The 19,830-nt window shown below is 64.7% G+C and carries 19 protein-coding genes; 12 read left to right on the top strand and 7 right to left on the bottom strand.

The window, feature by feature from the left end; translation table 11 throughout:
• Positions 1-26: 26 nt before the first annotated feature.
• From glf to CKJ84_RS06120, 5 genes are read left to right on the top strand one after another with little or no spacing between them, the layout of a single operon-like run.
• Positions 27-1,220, top strand: a complete 1,194-nt coding sequence (glf, locus tag CKJ84_RS06140) for a UDP-galactopyranose mutase (RefSeq protein WP_095546252.1) — start codon at positions 27-29, stop codon at positions 1,218-1,220.
• 58 nt (positions 1,221-1,278) lie between these two features.
• Positions 1,279-2,181, top strand: a complete 903-nt coding sequence (locus CKJ84_RS06135; protein WP_095546251.1) for a siderophore-interacting protein — start codon at positions 1,279-1,281, stop codon at positions 2,179-2,181.
• 12 nt (positions 2,182-2,193) lie between these two features.
• A complete protein-coding gene (locus CKJ84_RS06130) occupies positions 2,194-3,216 on the top strand; it encodes a FecCD family ABC transporter permease (RefSeq protein WP_369801157.1) in 1,023 nt (340 codons plus the stop codon).
• Positions 3,216-4,211, top strand: coding sequence for an iron chelate uptake ABC transporter family permease subunit (locus CKJ84_RS06125; RefSeq protein ID WP_095546250.1), 996 nt, complete (start codon positions 3,216-3,218; stop codon positions 4,209-4,211). The genes CKJ84_RS06130 and CKJ84_RS06125 overlap by 1 nt, the downstream gene beginning before the upstream one ends.
• A complete protein-coding gene (locus tag CKJ84_RS06120) occupies positions 4,208-4,978 on the top strand; it encodes an ABC transporter ATP-binding protein (RefSeq protein ID WP_095546249.1) in 771 nt (256 codons plus the stop codon). The genes CKJ84_RS06125 and CKJ84_RS06120 overlap by 4 nt, the downstream gene beginning before the upstream one ends.
• 20 nt (positions 4,979-4,998) lie before the next feature.
• Here CKJ84_RS06120 and CKJ84_RS06115 read toward each other — a convergent pair whose 3' ends face one another.
• Together CKJ84_RS06115 and CKJ84_RS06110 are read right to left on the bottom strand one after the other, a co-directional pair.
• Entirely contained in the window at positions 4,999-5,952 is a 954-nt protein-coding gene (locus CKJ84_RS06115) for an ABC transporter substrate-binding protein (protein ID WP_233125520.1), read from the bottom strand.
• A 99-nt stretch (positions 5,953-6,051) separates the two neighbouring features.
• The gene (locus CKJ84_RS06110; RefSeq protein ID WP_233125519.1) at positions 6,052-6,255 is read right to left on the bottom strand and encodes a hypothetical protein; all 204 of its coding nucleotides are present in this window, start codon (positions 6,253-6,255) and stop codon (positions 6,052-6,054) included.
• 292 nt (positions 6,256-6,547) lie between these two features.
• Here CKJ84_RS06110 and CKJ84_RS06105 point away from each other — a divergent pair, with 292 nt between their 5' ends.
• The gene (locus tag CKJ84_RS06105; RefSeq protein ID WP_095546248.1) at positions 6,548-8,152 is read left to right on the top strand and encodes a sodium:proton antiporter; all 1,605 of its coding nucleotides are present in this window, start codon (positions 6,548-6,550) and stop codon (positions 8,150-8,152) included.
• 3 nt (positions 8,153-8,155) lie between these two features.
• Here the strand turns inward: CKJ84_RS06105 and CKJ84_RS06100 are convergent, their stop codons facing one another.
• From CKJ84_RS06100 to CKJ84_RS06090, 3 genes are read right to left on the bottom strand one after another with little or no spacing between them, the layout of a single operon-like run.
• The gene (locus CKJ84_RS06100) at positions 8,156-8,500 is read right to left on the bottom strand and encodes a hypothetical protein (RefSeq protein WP_095546247.1); all 345 of its coding nucleotides are present in this window, start codon (positions 8,498-8,500) and stop codon (positions 8,156-8,158) included.
• Positions 8,501-8,549: 49 nt separating this feature from the next.
• Entirely contained in the window at positions 8,550-9,767 is a 1,218-nt protein-coding gene (locus CKJ84_RS06095) for an acetyl-CoA C-acetyltransferase (protein WP_095546246.1), read from the bottom strand.
• Between the two features lie 16 nt (positions 9,768-9,783).
• A complete protein-coding gene (locus tag CKJ84_RS06090; protein ID WP_095546245.1) occupies positions 9,784-10,551 on the bottom strand; it encodes an IclR family transcriptional regulator C-terminal domain-containing protein in 768 nt (255 codons plus the stop codon).
• Between the two features lie 151 nt (positions 10,552-10,702).
• Between CKJ84_RS06090 and CKJ84_RS06085 the strand changes: the two genes are divergently transcribed.
• Positions 10,703-11,446 (top strand): CoA transferase subunit A, encoded by a 744-nt coding sequence (locus CKJ84_RS06085; RefSeq protein ID WP_095278995.1) that lies wholly within the window; start codon positions 10,703-10,705, stop codon positions 11,444-11,446.
• Positions 11,447-12,085, top strand: coding sequence for a 3-oxoacid CoA-transferase subunit B (locus CKJ84_RS06080; RefSeq protein ID WP_095278996.1), 639 nt, complete (start codon positions 11,447-11,449; stop codon positions 12,083-12,085).
• Between the two features lie 286 nt (positions 12,086-12,371).
• On the opposite strand, the gene CKJ84_RS06075 is transcribed toward CKJ84_RS06080, so the two are convergent.
• Both CKJ84_RS06075 and CKJ84_RS06070 read right to left on the bottom strand, forming a co-directional pair.
• On the bottom strand, positions 12,372-13,142 hold the full coding sequence (locus tag CKJ84_RS06075) for an alpha/beta fold hydrolase (protein ID WP_095546244.1): 771 nt from the start codon (positions 13,140-13,142) through the stop codon (positions 12,372-12,374).
• 22 nt (positions 13,143-13,164) lie between these two features.
• On the bottom strand, positions 13,165-14,280 hold the full coding sequence (locus tag CKJ84_RS06070; RefSeq protein ID WP_233125518.1) for an ATP-binding protein: 1,116 nt from the start codon (positions 14,278-14,280) through the stop codon (positions 13,165-13,167).
• A gap of 261 nt (positions 14,281-14,541) precedes the next feature.
• On the opposite strand from CKJ84_RS06070, the gene CKJ84_RS06065 reads away from it, so the two are divergent.
• From CKJ84_RS06065 to CKJ84_RS06050, 4 genes are read left to right on the top strand one after another with little or no spacing between them, the layout of a single operon-like run.
• Positions 14,542-16,488, top strand: a complete 1,947-nt coding sequence (locus CKJ84_RS06065) for a glycosyltransferase (RefSeq protein ID WP_255407223.1) — start codon at positions 14,542-14,544, stop codon at positions 16,486-16,488.
• The gene (locus CKJ84_RS06060; protein ID WP_095537459.1) at positions 16,478-17,011 is read left to right on the top strand and encodes a phosphatase PAP2 family protein; all 534 of its coding nucleotides are present in this window, start codon (positions 16,478-16,480) and stop codon (positions 17,009-17,011) included. Before CKJ84_RS06065 ends, CKJ84_RS06060 begins: the two co-directional genes overlap by 11 nt.
• On the top strand, positions 17,008-17,988 hold the full coding sequence (locus tag CKJ84_RS06055; protein WP_095546242.1) for a decaprenyl-phosphate phosphoribosyltransferase: 981 nt from the start codon (positions 17,008-17,010) through the stop codon (positions 17,986-17,988). The genes CKJ84_RS06060 and CKJ84_RS06055 overlap by 4 nt, the downstream gene beginning before the upstream one ends.
• 13 nt (positions 17,989-18,001) lie before the next feature.
• Complete coding sequence (locus CKJ84_RS06050; RefSeq protein ID WP_095546241.1) at positions 18,002-19,825, top strand: hypothetical protein; 1,824 nt, start codon at positions 18,002-18,004, stop codon at positions 19,823-19,825.
• Positions 19,826-19,830 lie beyond the last annotated feature (5 nt).

Here is a 19,830-nt window from a genome sequence, read left to right as displayed (position 1 = left end):
TAAGCAAATATGCAAAGATTGAGACCATGACTTATGACCTCATCGTTGTTGGATCCGGATTCTTTGGGCTGACCGTGGCGGAGCAGGCCGCGAGCGAGCTGGGCAAGCGCGTGCTGATCGTGGAAAAGCGCGACCACCTCGGCGGCAACGCCTACTCCGAAAAGGACCCGGACACCGGCATTGAGGTGCACAAATACGGCGCGCACCTCTTCCACACCTCCAACAAGCGCGTGTGGGAGTACGTGAACCGCTTTACCGATTTCACCGACTACCAGCACCGCGTGTTTGCCATGCACGACGGCACCGCGTACCAGTTCCCCATGGGCCTGGGCCTGATCAACCAGTTCTTTGGCAAGTACTACTCGCCGGATGAGGCACGCAAGCTCATCGAGGAGCAGCGCGAGGGCCTCGACCCGGCCGCCGCGACCAACCTGGAAGAGCGCGGCATCGCGCTGATTGGCAAGCCGCTCTACGAGGCCTTTGTCAAGCACTACACCGCCAAGCAGTGGCAGACCGACCCCACCGACCTGCCGCCGGAGATCATCTCCCGCCTCCCGGTCCGCTACACCTTTAACAACCGCTACTTCAACGACACCTACGAGGGCCTGCCGGTCGACGGCTACGCCGCCTGGTTGGAGAAGATGGCGGAGCATGAGCTTATCGACGTCCACCTGTCCACCGACTACTTCGACGTCCGCGATGAGCTGCGCGCCGAATCCCCCGACGCCCCCGTGGTCTACACCGGGCCCGTGGACCAGTACTTCGACTACGCCGAGGGCCACCTCGGCTGGCGCACCCTGGACTTCGAGCGCGAGGTGCTGGAGACCGGCGACTTCCAGGGCACCCCGGTGATGAACTACAACGACGCGGACGTGCCGTACACCCGCATCCATGAGTTCCGCCACTTCCACCCGGAGCGGCAGGAGGCATACCCTGCCGACAAGACGGTGATTGTGAAGGAGTTCTCCCGCTTCGCCGAGGACGGCGACGAGGTGTACTACCCGATCAACACGCCCGAGGACCGCGACAAGCTGAAGAAGTACCGCGAGCTTGCTGCCGAGGAGTCCCGCGAGAACAAGGTGCTCTTCGGCGGGCGCCTGGGCACCTACCAGTACTTGGACATGCACATGGCCATCGGCGCGGCGCTGTCCCTGTTTGATAACCACCTGCGCCCGCACTTCGAGGACGGCGAGGCACTGAACCAGGCACGCGGGCACTAAGGGGGCCGACAGCCCGCCCTTCTTCCTTTAGGTAAGGCAATCCTATATAGTCTGCAGGGTGAGTTTTAGGCCCTTCCTTGCAACCGTCCTCCGTAGTGAACGTGTCGCGCCGAATTTCCAACGAGTGACGTTCACCGGGGTCAATGCAATGGGGCCTGCCGTACCCATCAGGGATTTGCGCATCAAGCTGCTGATCCCGTCTGCCAGCGGAATGCTCAGCCTCCCAGAGGAAGGATGGTGGGACGCGTGGCGTGCGATGCCGGAGCGCACGCGCGGGCACCTCCGTACCTACTCGATTCGAGAGCTCCGACGATGCGCCGACGGCCCTGATGAAATAGATGTGGATTTTGTTCTGCACAGTGACAACCCCGGCCCCGCCTCGGCATGGGCGGAGGACGCGCAACCTGGCCAGCAGCTCCTGATAATTGGGCCGACCCGCGACGATGATTCCGGTGTTGGCATCGAATTCAATCCGGGGTCTGCAGCAATGGCATGCCTCTATGGTGACGAGACCGCGCTTCCAGCAATAGCCCGCATCTTGGAGGATTGGCCCGAGGGCCTCGCCGGGTCTGCTGACATTGAGGTACCGGCCGGCAACCACTTGCCCATCGACGCCCCTGTGCAGGTCGACGTCCGCTGGCACTTCCGCGAACACCACGACGTCGACCACGGGGATTTACTTCGTGCACAACTGCAAGACGATGCCGCATCCCGCTGTGCCTCAGTATCTTCGGGAGCTGGAAAACTAGAGCCAGTTGATGAGGCCCTCCTCGACATGGTCTGGGAGACACCCACGTACTCCAGCGGCGGTGAATCTATCGCCCCCGCTTCGGGTACTGCAGGGCATACCTACTACTGGATCGCAGGGAAGAACACGGCTGTGACGGCGATGCGGCGGCTCCTGGTGAAAGAGGCAGGTGTGCCTCGCCACCACGTGTCGTTCATGGGGTACTGGCGATAACGGGGTTACAACGTGGATAAACGTGTAGGGCTTGTCGCTTTCCTTGCGGCTTTCACCGTGTGCGCAGCATTAGTGTCGCTTCTGTTCGGGGCGCGCGAAATGGGGTTCGCAGCAACGGTGAGCGCGGTTCGCGACGGAATCACGCTGGCGTTCTCGGGAGGCGCCGAACAACTCGAGGCGGCCAGCGACGAGGCGAAGATCATTGCACAACTTCGAGTTCCGCGCACCCTGCTCGGCCTGTTGGTAGGGGCAGCGCTAGGTACAGCGGGGGCGCTGCTGCAGGGCCACACCCGAAACCCGCTCGCAGACACAAACCTGCTGGGCGTAGGGCCCGGTGCGGCGCTCGCAGTGGCGGCAGCTATTTCCTTTCACGGCTCCATGACGGTGTTGGGCACTGTTGGGGTGGGCTTCCTCGGCGCAATACTCGCGGTGGCGCTCGTGTTCGCGCTTAGCATGAGGAGCCTGGGATCTACCCCAATCATGGTCGTGCTCGGTGGTTCTGCGCTGGGCGCGGTCTGTAGTGCGCTTACCAGTGGCATTGTGCTGACGAATACGCAAAGCCTCAACGAGATGCGGTTTTGGACAGCGGGTGCTATCGCTGGGCGCGACATGCAGGTGGTTGCGGTGCTCGCCCCGGTGATTCTCCTCGGGCTTGTGGGGGCCTTTGCCACGGCCAATCGGGTGAACCTCTTGAACTTGGGAGACGACGTGGCAAGTGGACTTGGGGTGAGCGTCCCCATCGCGCGTGCCGTGGGCATCGTCCTGGTTGCATTGCTTACTGGCGCCGCGGTGGCTGGGGCGGGCCCAATCGGGTTCGTTGGCCTGGTTGTTCCGCACCTTGTGCGCGCCTTCACCGGGCCCGATTACCGCTGGGTGCTGCCCTGCTCCGCGCTGGCTGGGGCCTCGCTACTCTTGCTTGCCGACGTCATTGGCCGCGTCATCGCACGGCCCGGCGAATTGCAGGTGGGTATCACGCTCGCCTTTGTTGGCGCCCCGTTCGCCCTGTACCTCTTGCGTAAAGGGGCGAAACTGTGATGCGGGTTTTCGTGACGAATGGTGTCCTAGCGGTGTTGGCTCTCGCCGCGGCCCTTGGGGGTGTCATGGTCGGAGACTTCGAGCTTACGGTCCGGGATATTGTTTCTGCGCTCATGGGCCAAACCACGGAATTGGCTCGTACGGTGATTATTGAGTGGCGTCTGCCGCGGGTAGTGACAGCTTTGGGAGTAGGAGCTGCGCTGGGTTTTGCGGGGGCGATCTTCCAGACCATCACGAGGAATCCATTGGCGAGCCCAGACATTCTGGGCGTCACCTCGGGTGCCTCCGCTTTCGCGTTGACTGCGTTACTTGCTGGTGGAAGCTCCGGAATGCTGCTGCATCTTCTGGGGGTCCCGCTCAGTGCATTCCTCGGTGGATTGGCAGTGTCTGCGGCAATCTGGTGGCTGAGCCGTGGCGCGGGTCTCGGGTCTTTCCAGCTTGTCTTCGCCGGGATCATCATCAATGCGCTGGTGATGGCATATACCTCGTTCCTGCTCGTTCGCGCCGACTATCGCGATGTGGGCAAAGCGCAGGCGTGGATCACCGGTTCGGTGGGGTCTTCGAACTGGCGCGATGCACTCGCCGTACTTATTGCGCTGGCAGTCGTCGTTCCGTTCTTGCGGTGGGCAGCCTTCAATCTTCAGGCGCTCTCGCTCGGGAAGGATACAGCTGCTGGCCTCGGGGTGGAGCCACGGCATATGCAACTCATCCTCATGCTCATGGCTGTCGTGCTGGCATCGACGGCCGTCGCGGCGTCCGGGCCGATAGCCTTCGTGGCGTTTGTCGCGCCACAGATCGGACGCAAGATCACACACGCAGCAACGCCAACTTTAGGCACCGCGATGCTCGCCGGTGCGGCGATCGTGTCCGGCGCTGACTTAGCAGTGCGCACCCTGGTGCCCGGGAACTTGCCGGTGGGGATAGCTACAACTGCGATTGGTGGTGCAGTGCTGCTCTACACGCTGCTGCGCGCAACACGAAAGGTGTCCGTATGATGCTTCAGGTTCGAAATCTCAAAGTGAGCTATGGCGCTTCCGTCATTGTTGACGGCATTGACCTCGACGTGCCTCAAGGTGGGGTCACCACGATCATCGGCCCGAACGGTTGCGGCAAGTCAACGCTGTTGCGAGCTACCGCTGGGCTTATTGCGCGCGATGGTGGCACGGTAACGATCAACGGCGTGGACACGGCGAAACTGAAGCGCCGCGAGATTGCGCGACAGCTTGCAGTATTGCCACAGGCACCTGTCGCACCCGAGGGACTCACGGTCCGTGACTTGGTCAGCCGCGGGCGTCACCCGCATCAGTCGTGGCTACGGCAGGCCTCTGCGGAGGATGCGCGTGCGGTCGATGCAGTGATGGAGCTGACCAATATTGCGGAGTTTGCAGAACGTCCACTCGAACGGCTTTCTGGCGGACAGCGCCAGCGCGCCTGGATCGCGATGGTCTTAGCGCAGGACACTCCGCTTGTATTTTTGGACGAGCCGACGACATACCTCGACCTGTCTCACTCCGTTGAGGTCTTGTCGCTTGTACGTCGACTCGCCGATCAGGAGGGGCGAACCGTGCTCATGGTGTTGCATGATTTGAACCTCGCCGCACGATACTCAGATCAGCTCATCGTGATGCAGCGTGGCGAGGTTCGTGCGGTCGGTGCGCCTGCCGAGGTGGTCACGGAGACTTTGCTGAACAGCGTTTTTGATCTGCCGGCAGTCGTGGCGTCGGACCCAGTGAGCGGTGGCCCACTGGTCGTTCCCCGGTAGACGCTGCGTCCCCGCGAGGCTTAGAGTTGCTCTTCGATTTGCTCGACTGCGTACGGGATAGAGAGGGGGTTTGGCATGCTCATTGCGTTGGCTGTATCGGTGTCGAGCCAGTAGAGTCCGCCACGCTTGTTGACATCAAGGTCCATGAAATTCTCGTCGTTCTTTAGCGCATCGATTGCGCCGTAGTAGTCCAGCACGAAGAGGTAGTCCACGTCGTCGAAGTCGGCGTAGTTCTCAGGCGACCAATCGAGAAAGAAGCTGGAACCATCGCCGTTGAACTTTTCTGGGATCTTGAAGCCAAGCTTTTCAATGAAGGAGCCGCGGCCGTCTCCCGAAGTGTACACGCCGAACTTCCCGTCGTAGGGCATGCCGATGACCGCTGTTTTGCCCTGCAACTCGGGGTGCGCTTCGCAGAAATCCTTGAAGGCCTGCTCGGCGTCGTCGATAAGCTTTTGGCCCTCGTCTTCCTTGCCTACAGCCTTGGAGATCTCCTTGACCTGTGCGTCCCAAGGCACCTGCCAATCCTGGTACTCATCCGAGTGGAAAGTCGTCGGTGCGATCGGTTCGAGCAGCGCCTTCTGGTCGTCCTCGAGACCGCTGTTGACCGCGATAATCTTTGTCGGGTTCAGCGAAGCTACTTTTTCGGCAGTGTCGGTGCTGAATTCGGTGGTGGTATCACGGATCGGGTTTGGCTCCACCGTGAGCTTGTCCTCGGCCCACGGACCAAGTCCGGAGGGGTCGCCCGAACCCTCTTGTTCCCAGGTGGCGTAACCGACCGGTTGTTCGCCCAGGGCAAGAAGCGTATCGACGTCGCCGAGACCCATTGCGACGATGCGTTCGTCTGACCCGTTGGCGCCGGAAACTTCGGGAGCGGACGTCGGGTCGCCCGCGCCGCTCGAGCAGCTGGCAAGCATGAACGCTGCGGTGACAGTGGCTGCGACTGCCTTGAAGGGACGAGAGGTAAAGAGTGCCAAGGTTGCACCTTCCGTAGGTAAATGAAGAATGTCCAGTTAGGCCTGCCTAACCTAAAGGATGCATTTTAAGGCATGCCTTACCTCACGGGCAATCCCTGTCTATGCACTCGGGACGGGAGCGACAAACGTCGAGACGAGGTAGCGGTTGATGTCGGAGCGATTGATGATGCCAACGACGGGGGCCTTTTTCAGGTGCTTGTCTGCAAGAACAGCCGAGATGCGGCCGAGGTCGTCGTTGACGCTCACCGTGATGACGGACTTCGTCGCAATTGACGAGACCGGTCGGTCGAGGGCAGCAGCCACGTCAGTACCGAACTCCGTCGAGCTGTTGTGCGCGAGCAGCGCGTACGGGCGTGCCGGCTGTGGGTTTTGGTACCGGTGTTCCGAAGACTCGGTGAAGACTCGGTACTGCCCCGTTCCGAGTTTGGTACCGCCACCGTCACCGGTGCCGACCCGACTGTAGCAGCCCGGCTGTATGAATTATTGCTGTTCGGGTCTACACCGAGGACGGCGAGGCGCTGAACCAGGCGCGCGGGCACTAGAGCCCATCTAGTTCCGCGAACACCTCCGGCGAGCGCCCACTACTATCAGGACTGTGGAAGTCCTGATTGCCGTTATCGCCCTGCTGTTCGCAACCGTGCTCGTCGCCGCCGTAGGCGAGCGCACCGGCCTGCCCTGGCCGGCGCTGCTCACCATCGTCGTGGCGGCCGCCATCTTCATCCCCGGCGTGCCGGTGGTGACTATTCCGGCGGAGATCATCCTGCCGATCTTCTTGCCGCCGTTGCTTTGGTCGCTGGCTCGCCACACCAGTTGGGGCATGATCCGCTCGCAGCTCAACGTGGTGTTCATGATGTCGGTGATCCTGGTGTTTCTAACTACTGCGGCGCTGTCCGCGACCGCGATGTGGCTCATGCCGGGTATCAGTCTTGCGGCCGCGGTGGTGTTGGCCGCTGCGATCGCGCCGCCGGACCCGGTGGCAGTGGAGGCGGTGGCCGGGCCCGCCGGCATCCCGAAACGCATCACCGGCACGTTGCAAACGGAGGGGCTGTTTAACGACGCCGCGTCGATCGTCACCTTCAACCTCGCCGTCGCAGCACTCGTGGCGGATAACCAGATCGACTTCGGCCACGGCCTGCTGAAGTTCCTCTACGCGGCGGCGGTCGCGGTCGTCATCGGGCTGATCGTCGGTAGGCTCGCGGCCCTGTTTGTGAACTCCGTGCCGGACTCCGTGATCCGCACCGCGTTCACCTGGGTGCTCCCGTTCTTCATCTACATCATCGCCGAGGAGGTCGAGGCCTCCGGCGTGATCGCCATCGTCATCGCGGCGGTGGAGATGTCCTCGCGCGCGCCCCTGACCGCGGAGGACCGTCTGTCCGGCTCCTCGTTCTGGTCCACCGTGGAGATGCTGTTCACCGGCGTCGCCTTCGGTCTGATCGGCATGAGCGTGCGCGATGCTATCGACGCCGCCGGCACCGTCCTCTGGCACGCCGTGGGCATCGGCGTGGCGCTCTCCGTCGTCGCGTTTCTGGTCCGCCTGCTGTGGATGTGGGTGCTGTGCGGGATCAACCAGAAACAGAAGCGCACCAATGTCGCGCCGCTGCGCATGCAGGAGGTTCTGCTTATGGCGTGGTCGGGCATGCGAGGCCTGGTCACGCTGGCCCTGGTGCTGTCAGTGCCGCTGGGGGTCACGCAGTACCACCACGAGTTCGACGTCATCGCCCTGACGGTCCTGATGTGCACGATGGTGCTGCCCGGCCTGTCGCTGCCGTGGCTGGTGAGCAAGCTGGACATGGAGTCCGGCCCGGACCCGGCCGGCGACCGCGCGAAGGCGGAGCTGAACAAGCGCGCCTACGCGGCGGCGCGACGGTCGGTGCAGAAGCACGGCCCGGAGCTCGCCCCGGAGTCCTATGAGATCGTGCAGCAGTGGCTAGACAAACTCTCGCAAAGCCACGAGGAGGAGGACCCGGAGACGGCGGAGGACCGCAAGCAGAAGTTCCAGCAGGTCCGCCTGGCTGCTGCGGACATGCAGCAGATCGCGCTCGCCGCAGCGAGCCAGGAGCTGCAGCGCGCTCGCCGCGAGCGCAAGTACAACCCGGCGGACGTGGACGCGGTGCGCGCGGACCTGGACCGGCTCATCGTGGCGGGGCGTCGCAACGCGCTGATGAGCCCGCGCGACGTCTACCGCGAGGCGAAGAAGTAGCGCCTAGCGGTACTGGCTGCTGCCGCCCTGTGTATCGTCCTGCTGGCCGAATTCGCGCTGGTAGTGCGCGTCCCAGTCGTATTCCCCGGCCAGACCCGCGCCGAGTCCCGAGCCGCTGGTCTCTTGCGCCGGGCTGGAGTTGTTCAGCTCGAGCGGGTCGGGCTGTCCGGCGGGTGGGTGCGGTGCGTCGTCGTTAGCCTGCATGGCCTTGATAATGAAGACGGCGCCGGCGACAGCGCCGATGATCGCGATGAAAGCGCCGGTCGATCCGGACAGGAACGCGACCGCGAGGCCGGCGACGACGATGAGCGCGATGCCGATCAGGAGATCCATGTGGGACTTCTTCATGCCACCGAGTATCCCGGGGGATCCCCGGTGTGGCAACTGGCGTCGGGCCCTACACCTTCTCAATCACCGCGGCGAGGCCCTGGCCGCCGCCGATGCACATAGTCACCAGGGCACGTGAGGCGTCGGTGCGCTGCAGCTCGTGCGCGGCGGTGACTAGCATGCGGGCGCCGGTGGCGCCCACCGGGTGGCCGAGCGAGATGCCGGAGCCGACCGGGTTGATGCGCGGGTCGTCCTCAGAAATGCCCCAGGCATCCAGGACGGCGAGGGCCTGCGCGGCGAAAGCCTCGTTGAGCTCGATGAGGTCGATGTCGTCGAAGGACATATCGAGGCGGTCGAAGAGCTTCTTCGTGGCGTCGACGGGGCCGATGCACATGGTCTCCGGCGGCACGCCGGCAACGGCCCAGCCGCGCAGGACGACGGACGGGGTGAGCCCCAGCTCCTCGGCCTTTTCTCGGGTGGTCACGATCATGGCAGCCGCGCCGTCGTTTTGGCCGGAGGCGTTGCCGGCGGTGACGGTGGCGCGCTCAAGCGTCTTGCCCATGACGGGGCGCAGCTTGGCCAGGGACTCCATGGAGGCGTTCGGGCGGATGTGCTCGTCCTTGTCCACGATGATCGGGTCGCCCTTGCGCTGCGGCACGGAGACGGGGACGATTTCCTCGTCGAAGTGGCCAGCCTCCTGCGCGGCGGCGGCGCGCTGGTGCGAGTTGACGGCCAGCTGGTCCTGGCGCTGGCGGGCGATGGAGTACTCCTCGCGGACGTTCTCGGCGGTCTCGATCATGCCGCCCGGGATCGGGTGGTGCTTGCCGCCGGCCTTTTCGCGGCCCTCCTGCAGGCGGTCGGTGAGCTCCATGGTGCCGCCCTTGGCGCCCCAGCGGATCTTGCCGTCCACCGTGTACTCGGTGTTGGACATGGACTCGGCGCCGCCGGCGATAATCAGGTCGGCCGCGCCGGAGGCGACGTGGGCGGCAGCGGTGGCCACTGCTTGCAGGCCCGAGCCGCAACGGCGATCCAGCTGCATGCCGGGCACGTTCACGCCCAGCTCGGCGTCGAGCGCGACCACGCGGCCCAGGGCGGGCGCCGCGCCGTTGGGGGAGGCCTGGCCGAGAATGATGTCGTCAACGAGCGAGCCGTCGATGCCGGACTCCTTGATCACGGCGGTGACCACGGCGGTGGCGAGGTCCTGGACGGGCACGCCGACGAAGGCGCCGCCGTAGCGGCCCACGGCGGTGCGCTTGGGGTGGCAGATGACAATTTCGGGCTGGTTCATGAGGGGTCCTTTCGGGTTAAGCGTTGGCGTGCGTGGCCACGAGGTCGCGGGTGATGGCGTCCGCGGTGTCCACGAGCTTGGGCAGGAGGGAGTCCACGAGCTCCTCGTATGGGTGGGCGGCCACGTGGGTGGAGACGTTCACGGCGGCGACGGTGGCGCCGGTGGCGTCGCGCACCGGGGCGGCGATGGAGCGCAGCCCCGCCTCGAGCTCCTGGTCAACGACGCACCACCCGGCGTCGCGGATGTTGCGCAGGGCGGCGCGTAGTGTGTCCGGGTCCGTGATGGTGGATGGCGTGATGGCCTCGAGCGGGCGGGCGAGGAAGTGGTCCACGGTGGCGTCGTCAAGCCCGGCCATCATGACGCGGCCCATCGAGGTGGCGTGCGCCGGGAAGCGGGTACCAATGGTGATGTTCACGCTCATGATGCGGTGGGCCGCGGAGCGCGCGACGTAGACCACGTCGGTGCCGTCGAGCACGGAGAGCGAGCAGGACTCGTTGAGCGTGCGCGACAGCGCCTCGAGGTGTGGCTGCGCGATGGTGGGCAGCCCCAGGCTGGACAGGTACGCGTACCCCAGCTCGAGCATCTTCGGTGTGAGCCAGAACTCCGCGCCGTCGGTGGCGGCGTAGCCCTCGGCGATAAGCGTGTGCAGGAACCGGCGCGTGGTTGCGCGCGCCAGCCCCGTCGCATCGGCCACCTGTGCGAGGCTGCGGCGGGGGTGCTCGGCGTCGAAGGCGCGGATGACCGCAAGGCCGCGGATCAGCGACTGTACGGTTTGGACTTGCATCGTATCTCCTTTGCACAGGTCAAGGGCGCTTTTCGACGCCATGTTGTCGGCCACATTACGTACTCTAATGTGCGCCACGCCCCACGATAGCGCAAAACCGTTCGCTTTGTGAACCCTTGTGCAGGAGTCGAACGCCCGCTAGGGTGGAGCCATGCTGAACAAAGTTGTGACAAACATCGACGAGGCGGTTGCCGACATCGGTGACGGCGCCTCGATCGCCGTTGGCGGTTTTGGCCTCGTCGGCATCCCTGCCCGGCTCATTGACGCGCTGCGCAAGCAGGGCGCGAGCGAATTGACCATCATCTCGAACAACCTGGGTACCGACGGCTTCGGTCTGGGCCTCCTCCTGCAGGACGGCAAGATCGCCCGCTCCATCGGCTCCTACCTGGGCACCAATAAGGAGTATGCGCGCCAGTACCTGGAGGGCGAGCTCACCGTCGAGTTCACCCCGCAGGGCACGCTCGCCGAGCGCATGCGTGCCGGCGGTGCGGGCGTGCCCGCGTTTTACACCAAGGCCGGGGTGGGTACCCCGCTGGCCAACGGCGAGATCCCGGTGCGCTACAACCCGGACGGCACCATCGCCGAGTACTCCACGCCGAAGGAGATCCGCGAGTTTGGCGGCGAGCAGTACGTGCTGGAGGAGGCGCTGACCCCTGACTTCGCCTTCGTTCACGCGCACACCGCGGACCGCTACGGCAACCTCGTCTTCAACAAGACGGCCCGCAACTTCAACCCCGACGTTGCCGCCTGCGGCAAGGTCACCATCGTCCAGGCGGAGCACGTCGTGGACACGATCGAGCCGGCGGATGTGGACCTGCCCGGCATCTACGTCGACCGCGTGGTGGAGGTCGGCCCGCAGGAAACAGGCATCGAGTTTAGGACGGTGAGCAAGTAAATGAGCTGGAACCGCGAAGAAATGGCGGCGCGCGCGGCGAAGGAGCTGCGCGACGGCCAGTACGTCAACCTTGGGATCGGCATGCCCACGCTGATCCCGGGCTACCTGCCCGAGGGGCTCGAGGTGGTCCTGCACTCCGAGAACGGCATCCTGGGCGTGGGCGCGTACCCGCAGGACGGCGAGGTGGACCCGGAGCTGATCAACGCTGGTAAGGAGACCATTACGGTCGCGCCGGGCGGCTCCTTCTTCTCCTCCTCAGACTCCTTCGGCATGATCCGCTCCCGCGCGATTGATGTGGCGGTGCTTGGCGCGATGGAGGTCTCCCAGTACGGCGACCTGGCCAACTGGATGATCCCGGGCAAGATGGTCAAGGGGATGGGCGGCGCGATGGACCTGGTGCACGGCGCGAAGGAGATCATCCTGCTCATGGAACACACCACCAAGAAGGGTGCGTCCAAGGTGCTCGAGGAGTGCCGCCTCCCGCTCACCGGCGCGAAGTGCGTCGACCTCATCATTACCAACCTCGCCGTGTTCAAGGTTGACCCGAAGAACGGCCTGACCCTCGTCGAGGTCGCCCCGGGCGAGACCGTTGACTCCGTCCGCGAGGCCACCGAGGCGCCCTTTGAGGTCGCCGTGTAGTCACGCCCCTCGCTTCTTGGCGCCCCGCTGCCCACATTGTCCGTGGACAGCGGGGCGTTTCTTGCATTCTTAGATAGTTGATCCACGTCAATACTTGACGCGAACCAACTAAACTGCCTAAAGTTAACGCGAAGTTAACCACAGGCAAACAGAAAGGAGAATTGCAATGAAGTTCTGGAAGCGTTTCCTGACCTACGAGACGAATACTGTTCTCCAGGCCATCGCGGCCGCCAGCCGCCACACCAACTAGTGGCAGCTGTGTTTCGGGGGATTGACCTACATTGGTCTACTCAGTAATAAAGGTGCGGATCGCGCGGGTGACCTCGTCGGGCACCTCGACGGTGGGCACGTGCCCGCCGCCGCTGAGCGTGACGGACTGCGACTCGCCGCCGACCATTTTCCCGATCGCGTGGACGACCTCGGGAGGGGTGGAGGGGTCCACGGCCCCGGAGATGGTGAGGACCGGCACCGTAATGTTTCGCAGTTCCTCTGTGTAGTCCCAGCCTGCGAGCGCATCGGCGCCGACGGCGTATCCCTCACCGCGGGTGGAGTCGATCATGTGGGTGAGAGCGTAAGTAAGCGCCGGGCGTTCCTGGCGAAACTCGGGCGTGACCCACAGCTCGATGGCACTCTGCACCCGGGGTGCGATGCCCTCCGCGCGTGTTTCCTCGGCGCGCGGGGCCCACGTGTCGGGGCCACCGAAGTTGGCGGCGGTGCACATGAAGACTGCCTTGGTCACGCGGCCGCTGGTGGCGGCGAGGTACTGCGCGATCGCGCCGCCGAGCGAAAGGCCGACCACGTCGAACTCGTCCACGCCGAGAGCGTCGAGGGTGTCGAGGACGTTGTTGGCCAGATCATTGATCGTGGTCTCGCCGGGCATGGCCTGCGGGTCGGGGGAGAGCCCGTGGCCGGGGTGGTCGAGGGCGATGACGCGGAAGTCTTTGGCCAGTGAGTCAAGTTGCGGCAGCCACATGTCGGTGGTGGAGGCGATGGAGCCGAGAAACACCACCGGGTGCGCGTCGCGGGGGCCAAAATCAACGGAGTGCAGAATCGTCATGCGGACAGTCTAATGGTCTGCGTCACACGTCGTAGTTTTCTGATGGAAAGGATAGCTGCTCCATTGCGTCGGACGCTGGATGCGCGCGGAGGTACTCCCGGATGTAGGGCAGCTCGTAATCCACGAAACCGCGGCCGGCTGGGCGGATCATCTCGGCCTCAATGAGACGCCTCCTATACGTGCCCGCGTATTGCGTATCAACGCCCATCCGCTCGGCGATGTCGGCCATCCGCGACGGCCCATCGTCTTTCGACATGGCGGTGAGGAATGTGCGGTCCACATCTGAAAGATCAGCAAGCGACGGTTCATGAACCAGCTCGCCGAGTTTGCGTCGCGCTGTCTCAATACCAGCACGTACCGCGGATTCGTCGATAATTCCGCCACTTGTGTTGCGGAACGCGTGCTGCCCGACGAGTTGGATCATAAACGGATAACCCCCGGTCGCCTCGGTGCCGAGTTCGAGCGCCTCCGGGGTCCATTCGATTCCCACCTCGAGGGCAGGGGCCTTGAGCGCATTGGCGACGCTGTCCAGCGGCACGAGACCCATCGCGATACGATTCGCACGGCGTAGGAAAGTGACAGGGTTGCGCCCCTCGTTCGAGGCAAGCAGGCGTTTCACCGCGCCGGGGATGCCCGCCATCGCGACGGCAATTTCGCGGTCTTCGCGGATCATGTGCTGCATGGTCGTGCCGAACTCGATGATGTCGCGCACGTGCGCATAGTGCAGCTCATCCAGAGTAATGAGGATGCCAGTTGGTGGTTTACCCATTTTCTGGTCAATCGTCTCAAGTAGGGAGAAGCACTCCTCTAACACTGAGCGAAGTGACTGAGACGGAGCTTGGTCGGAAGTTGAGTCGAAGCTCAGGCGTGTGCTGTCAGGGGTTGCCTCCCGAATTTTCCGGATCAGCGTATCGCGGATGCGTTCATTGAAATGTTCGGTCGTGGTTTCTGAAATGACGAGCCAAGATTGTTGTCGTGCTGCTTCTTCGAACTCGTTGAGCAGGACGGTTTTTCCGATGCCACGCGGGCCGGTGACGATGGAAATCCGCTCGTGAGTACCGGGGCCGTCGTAAAGCGCCTCGGCGAAGTCCTGGACGTAGGAGTCGCGGCCCGCCACGACGGGAGGGGTCTTGCCCATGGTGGCGGTGTACGGGTTGCGGGGGCGTCGCGGCAGCTGTGGCATGAGGCACCTCGTTTTTACTCGTTACTATTCTTACTATTCTTACTACTGTTACTATTCCGGTGCTGCGCAACCGCTCTGTCATCCCAACCCGAAAACCCCGCTGCCGCGCGAGCCGCACGAAGCAAACGGGCCGCGAGCCATTACGCTGGGGAGGAACTGTCTGAAATACGTCCAGTACACAAACCCAGTACACAAATACAGTGGAAGTGAGACCTCTTGGATACGCAGATTGCCGTAGAGACGCTGGCGCGCGTGCTCATGCCGCGCAAGGGCGAACCGCACGACGTGCGCTCGCTGTACCTCGTTGAGGCGGAGCAGAATAAGCAGCGCGTGCGCTGGTCGGACCGCACGACCCTGACTGTCCCGGAAGGGCAGGAGGTCAGCTTCGAGACCTACTTCAACGCGTTCCCGGCTTCCTACTGGCGTCGCTGGTCGCAGTTGGACCGCGTGGTCCTGAGCCTGGATATTCAGGGCGCGGCCACCATCTCCGTCTACCGCTCGAAGCACGACGGCGTGCGCATCAGCGTGACCAACGTTGAGGTCGCCGACCAGCACGTAGAGATTCCGCTCCCGCTGAAAAACTTCGAGGACGGCGGCTGGCTCTGGTTCGACATCACCGCGGAGTCCGACGCCACCGTCACCAACGCCGCGTGGTGCGCCGACCAGGCGCCGCAGGAGCAGGTGCTTCACGACGCCACCACGATCCCTCCCCAACCCAAGCAGGTAGCCGTGGGCATCCCCACGTTCAACCGCCCCCGCGACGCGGTCAACGCGCTGCACGCGCTGGCCGAGGACCCGGTAGTGGAGGCGTGCATCAGCCACGTGCTCATGCCGGACCAGGGCAACCAGCACCCGGCGGACGAGCCGGACTTCGCGGAGGCGCAGGCCGCGCTCGGTGACAAGCTGCGCATCTTCCCGCAGGGCAACCTGGGCGGGTCCGGCGGCTACAGCCGCATCATGTACGAGGGCCTGAACAATACGGACGCGCCGTTCATCCTCTACATGGACGACGACATCGCGATCGAGCCCGACTCCATCGTGCGCGCGGTGCAGGCAGCCCGCTACGCGCGCACCCCGATCCTGGTCGGCGGGCAGATGCTCAACCTGCAGGACCGCGCGCAGCTGCGTACCACCGGCGAGGCCGTGGACCGCTCCACCTTCATGTGGGGCGCTGCCGAGCACGCCGTCTACGACCACGACTTTTCCAAGTACCCGCTGGGCTACGTGGGCACCCAGGAAGAGGAGCTGGACCCGCGCAAGACCACCTCGCGCGCGCTGCACCGTCGCATCGACGTGGACTACAACGGCTGGTGGATGAACCTGTTCCCGCGCGCCGTCGCCGAGCAGCTCGGCCTGCCGCTGCCGCTGTTTATTAAGTGGGACGACACCGAGTACGCCCTGCGCGCCAAGGAGGCCGGCTACCCCACGGTGACCTGGCCGGGCGTGGCCATTTGGCACATGGCGTGGGCGGACAAGGACGACGCGATCGACTGGCAGGCTTACTTCCACCTGCGCAACCGCCTCATCGTCGCCGCGATGTACGGCCCGGAGAAGGCCGACGGCATCCTGCGCAACATGCTCAAGTCCACCTACAAGCACATCATGTGTATGGAGTACTCCACCATGGCAATCCAGGTGGAGGCCATGCAGGACTTCCTCAAGGGACCGGACCAGCTGTTCAGCATCCTCGAGTCCTCGCTGCCAAGGATCCAGGAAATCCGCAAGCAGTACCCGGACGCCCAGGTCGTCGACTCCGCCGCGGACCTGCCCGCGCCCACCGGCGCGCCGGGCGTGCCCACCCGCAACATCGGCGGCCGCCTGGCCAAGGTGAAGAAGATTCCGTGGGCGTTGAAGGCGCTGCGCCACCAGTTCACCACCGAGGACCGCGCGCACTGGGACGCGCCGCAGCTCAACCTCACGGCCGAGGAGGCCCGTTGGTACACGCTGGCCCGCGTCGATTCCGCTACGGTATCCACCGCCGGCGGTACGGGCGTGGCCTTCCGCAAGCGCGACAAGGCTACGAGCGACGCCCTGCTCAAGCAGACCAAGGAACTCCAGGCGCAGATCAAGGAGCGGTGGGCGGACCTGCAGTCCGAGTACCGCGCCGCGATGCCACGCCTGACCAGCCACGAGGAGTGGGGGAAGATTTTCGATGCCCAGTAAGCCCAGTAACAAGCACTCGCTCGACGCCCGCGAGGCCGAGCTGCTCATCGCCCTGCAAGACCGCGCGTTTACCCCGGCCACCACGAAGGTGGCGCGCACGCTGAGCCACTTCGGCGAGCACGACTTGGGCTGGATGGGCGTGGCTGCGGTGGGCGCGGCGTCTACAAGCGCGAACCGCCGGAAGTGGCTGGCCTTGGGTGCGGGCACCTTCGTTGCGCACGCGGCGAGCGTGGTGCTCAAGCGCATCGTGCGGCGGCCACGCCCCCACGACCCGCGCGTGCAGATTGGCGTGAAGACACCGTCGCAGCTGTCGTTTCCTTCCTCGCACGCGACGAACACGGCGGCGGCCGCGGTGCACCTCGCGGACATTACGGGCTCGAAACTGCCGTGGCTTCTCGTGCCGGTAATGATGTGTTCGCGTAACGTGCTCGGGGTGCATTACCCTACGGACACCCTGGCGGGCGCTGCGCTGGGCGCGGCGGTGGCCAAGGTTGCAGTTGAGGTGGAAAGGACAACCCGATGACGGAAAAGGAATACGACGAGCCCCTGCTCAAGCCGGAGCCGCACACCACGGGCGTGGACATCAGCACCAAGCGCAAGCCGCCGAAGAACCTGCCCGACGCGATGATCAAGGGCCTGCGCCCCAAGCAGTGGGTCAAGAACGTGCTCGTGCTTTCCGCCCCGCTCGCCGCCGGTGAGTTTACGGGCCGCACGCTTATCGATGTCGCACTCGCATTCATCGTCTTCTGCCTCGGCGCGTCCTCCATCTACCTGGTCAACGACGCCCTGGACGTCGAGTCGGACCGCGAGCACCCCACGAAGCGCTTCCGCCCAATCGCCTCCGGCATGCTGCCGATCAAGCTGGCCTTCGGCATGGCTGCCATCCTCATCGCCCTGGCCCTGGGCCTTTCCTTCTTGGCCACGGACGGCCCTGCGCTCGCGCTGGTCATCGGCATCTACATCGCCCTGCAGCTGGGCTACTGCTTCGGGTGGAAGCACATCCCGGTGATCGACATCGCGCTGGTGTCCTCCGGATTCATGCTGCGCACCATGGCCGGCGGCGTGGCCGCAAGCATCGCCCTGTCGCAGTGGTTCCTGCTGGTGGCCGCGTTCGGCTCCCTGTTCATGGCGTCGGGCAAGCGCTACGCGGAGATGCTGCTGGCGCAGAAGACGGGCGCGAAGATCCGCAAGGCGCTGGAGGGGTACACGGCCACGTACCTGCGCTTCGTGTGGACGCTGTCCGCAACGGCGGTCGTGATGAGCTACGCGCTGTGGGGCTTCCAGCTGTCCAACGACACCGATGGCCCGGCCGCGATCTGGTACCAGATCTCCATGGTCCCGTTCGTCATCGCGATCCTGCGCTACGCGGCAGAGGTAGACGGCGGCAAGGGCGGCGCGCCCGACGAGATCGCGCTGGAGGACCGCGTCCTGCAGTTGCTCGCCCTGGCGTGGATCCTCTGCATCGTCATGGCGGTTTACGTCATTCCGGTGGTGGCTTAGTAGTATCGCTGGAATGAACAAACAGGCCCGCATTTCGCTGCTCGCTGCAGCGGCAATCGCGGGCATCTTTGCGTTCTGGGGAGGATTCACCCGCCGCTGGATGTCCGACGATGGACTCATCGTGCTGCGCACCGTGCGCAACCTGCTCGCGGGCAACGGCCCCGTGTTCAACATCGGCGAGCGCGTGGAGGCCAACACCTCAGTGCTGTGGCAGTACCTCATCACGGCGTTCGGCTGGCTCACGGGCGCCCGGCTCGAGGACGTGGCGATGTGGCTCGCGCTCGCCTGCACCGTCATCGGCGCCGTCGTGGCCACCGTGGGCTCGGGCCGGTTCTGGGACCAGAATGCCGCCACCCGCGGCGTTGTCCTGCCGTTTGGCATCCTCATCTACCTGGCGCTCCCGCCCGCGCGCGACTTTGCCACCTCCGGCTTGGAGTGGGGCCTGTGCATCATGTGGCTCGCCGTGTGGTGGGCGCTGCTGGTCCAGTGGGCCGGCCCGATCGGGCGCCGCGCCCTCCCGGTGTCCGGGTATTGGCTGGCGTTCTGGTGCGGCCTGTCGTGGCTGGTCCGCCCGGAGCTTGCGCTCTACGGCGGGGTGACCGGCATCGTGCTGCTGGCGTACAGTCCCCGCAAGTGGGCGGGCATCCTCGCGGCTGCGCTGCCGGTGCCCGCCGCGTACCAGCTATTCCGCATGGGCTTCTACGGCCTGCTCACCCCGCACACGGCGGTGGCCAAGTCCGCCTCGGACGCGGAGTGGGCCCGGGGCGGGACCTACTTCTGGGACTTTGTCGGCTACTACTGGCTCTGGCTGCCCCTGCTGGTCGTCGCGGGGTGTGCGGTGTGGTTGCTGCGGGGTGCGAGGGGGCGTCGATTAGCAATTGTCCTGCTCAGCGCGGGCTGCGCCCTCGTGCACGTGCTGTATGTGCTGCGCGTGGGCGGCGACTTCATGCACGGGCGCATGCTGCTGCTGCCACTGTTTGCCCTGCTCTTGCCGATGATGACGGTGCCGCTGACGCGCGTGACCATCGCGCTGACGCTTGCCGCGACGGTGTTCGCCGGCGTGACGATCGTGCGCGCGCACCCCATCGACTGGTTCGCGTACGAGCGCGGCGAGAAGGAGCTGAGCATTGTCGACGAGCGCGAGTTCTGGTCCTACGCAATCGGCAAGAGTCCGGCAGACCCGCCGCTGCACGCGGAAGACTTCCTCGGCTCCAAGCTGATGGAATCGTGGACCGAGGCGGTGGAGAATGGGCGAGCGCACGACGCCGGGCAGCTCAACATCGCGCGGCTGAGCACGCACCCGGACGAGTACTCCTGGTACTGGCGCCCCCGCATGGACGAGGACGAGGCCAATGGGAGCGACTTGCTGGACCTGCCGACCACGGCTTACCTCACCAACCTGGGCATGACGAGCATGAACGCGCCGCTGGAGATGCGCGTGCTGGACTCGGTGGGCCTGGCCACGCCGCTGGCCGCGCGCATGCCCCGCGACCCGGACGGGCGCGTCGGGCACGACAAGTATCTGCCCATGGAGTGGCAGGTGGCGGACTCCGCGACGAAGATCGACTCGATGCCCAAGGACGTGGACCGCGAGCAGGCGCGTGCGGTGCGCGCGGCGCTGCGCGAGGAGCCCATCGCTGACCTGCTGGCCAGCTCCCGCGAGCCGATGAGCTGGCACCGTTTCTGGGAAAATGTGCAGTATTCTCTGGGTGACGGTCGCTCGCTCCAGCTTGAGCAAGATCCAACGGTCTACCTCTCGGACGAGACGATCCGAGAGATCAAAAAGGGCAAGGATCCTGGGGTTTCGGGGACGCAGATCGCCTGGCCGGTGAATTGAATGGC

It is taken from the genome of Corynebacterium sp. NML 120412, assembly GCF_002285155.1.
Taxonomy (GTDB): domain Bacteria; phylum Actinomycetota; class Actinomycetes; order Mycobacteriales; family Mycobacteriaceae; genus Corynebacterium; species Corynebacterium gottingense.
This window is presented reverse-complemented; position numbering and strand designations above follow the sequence as displayed.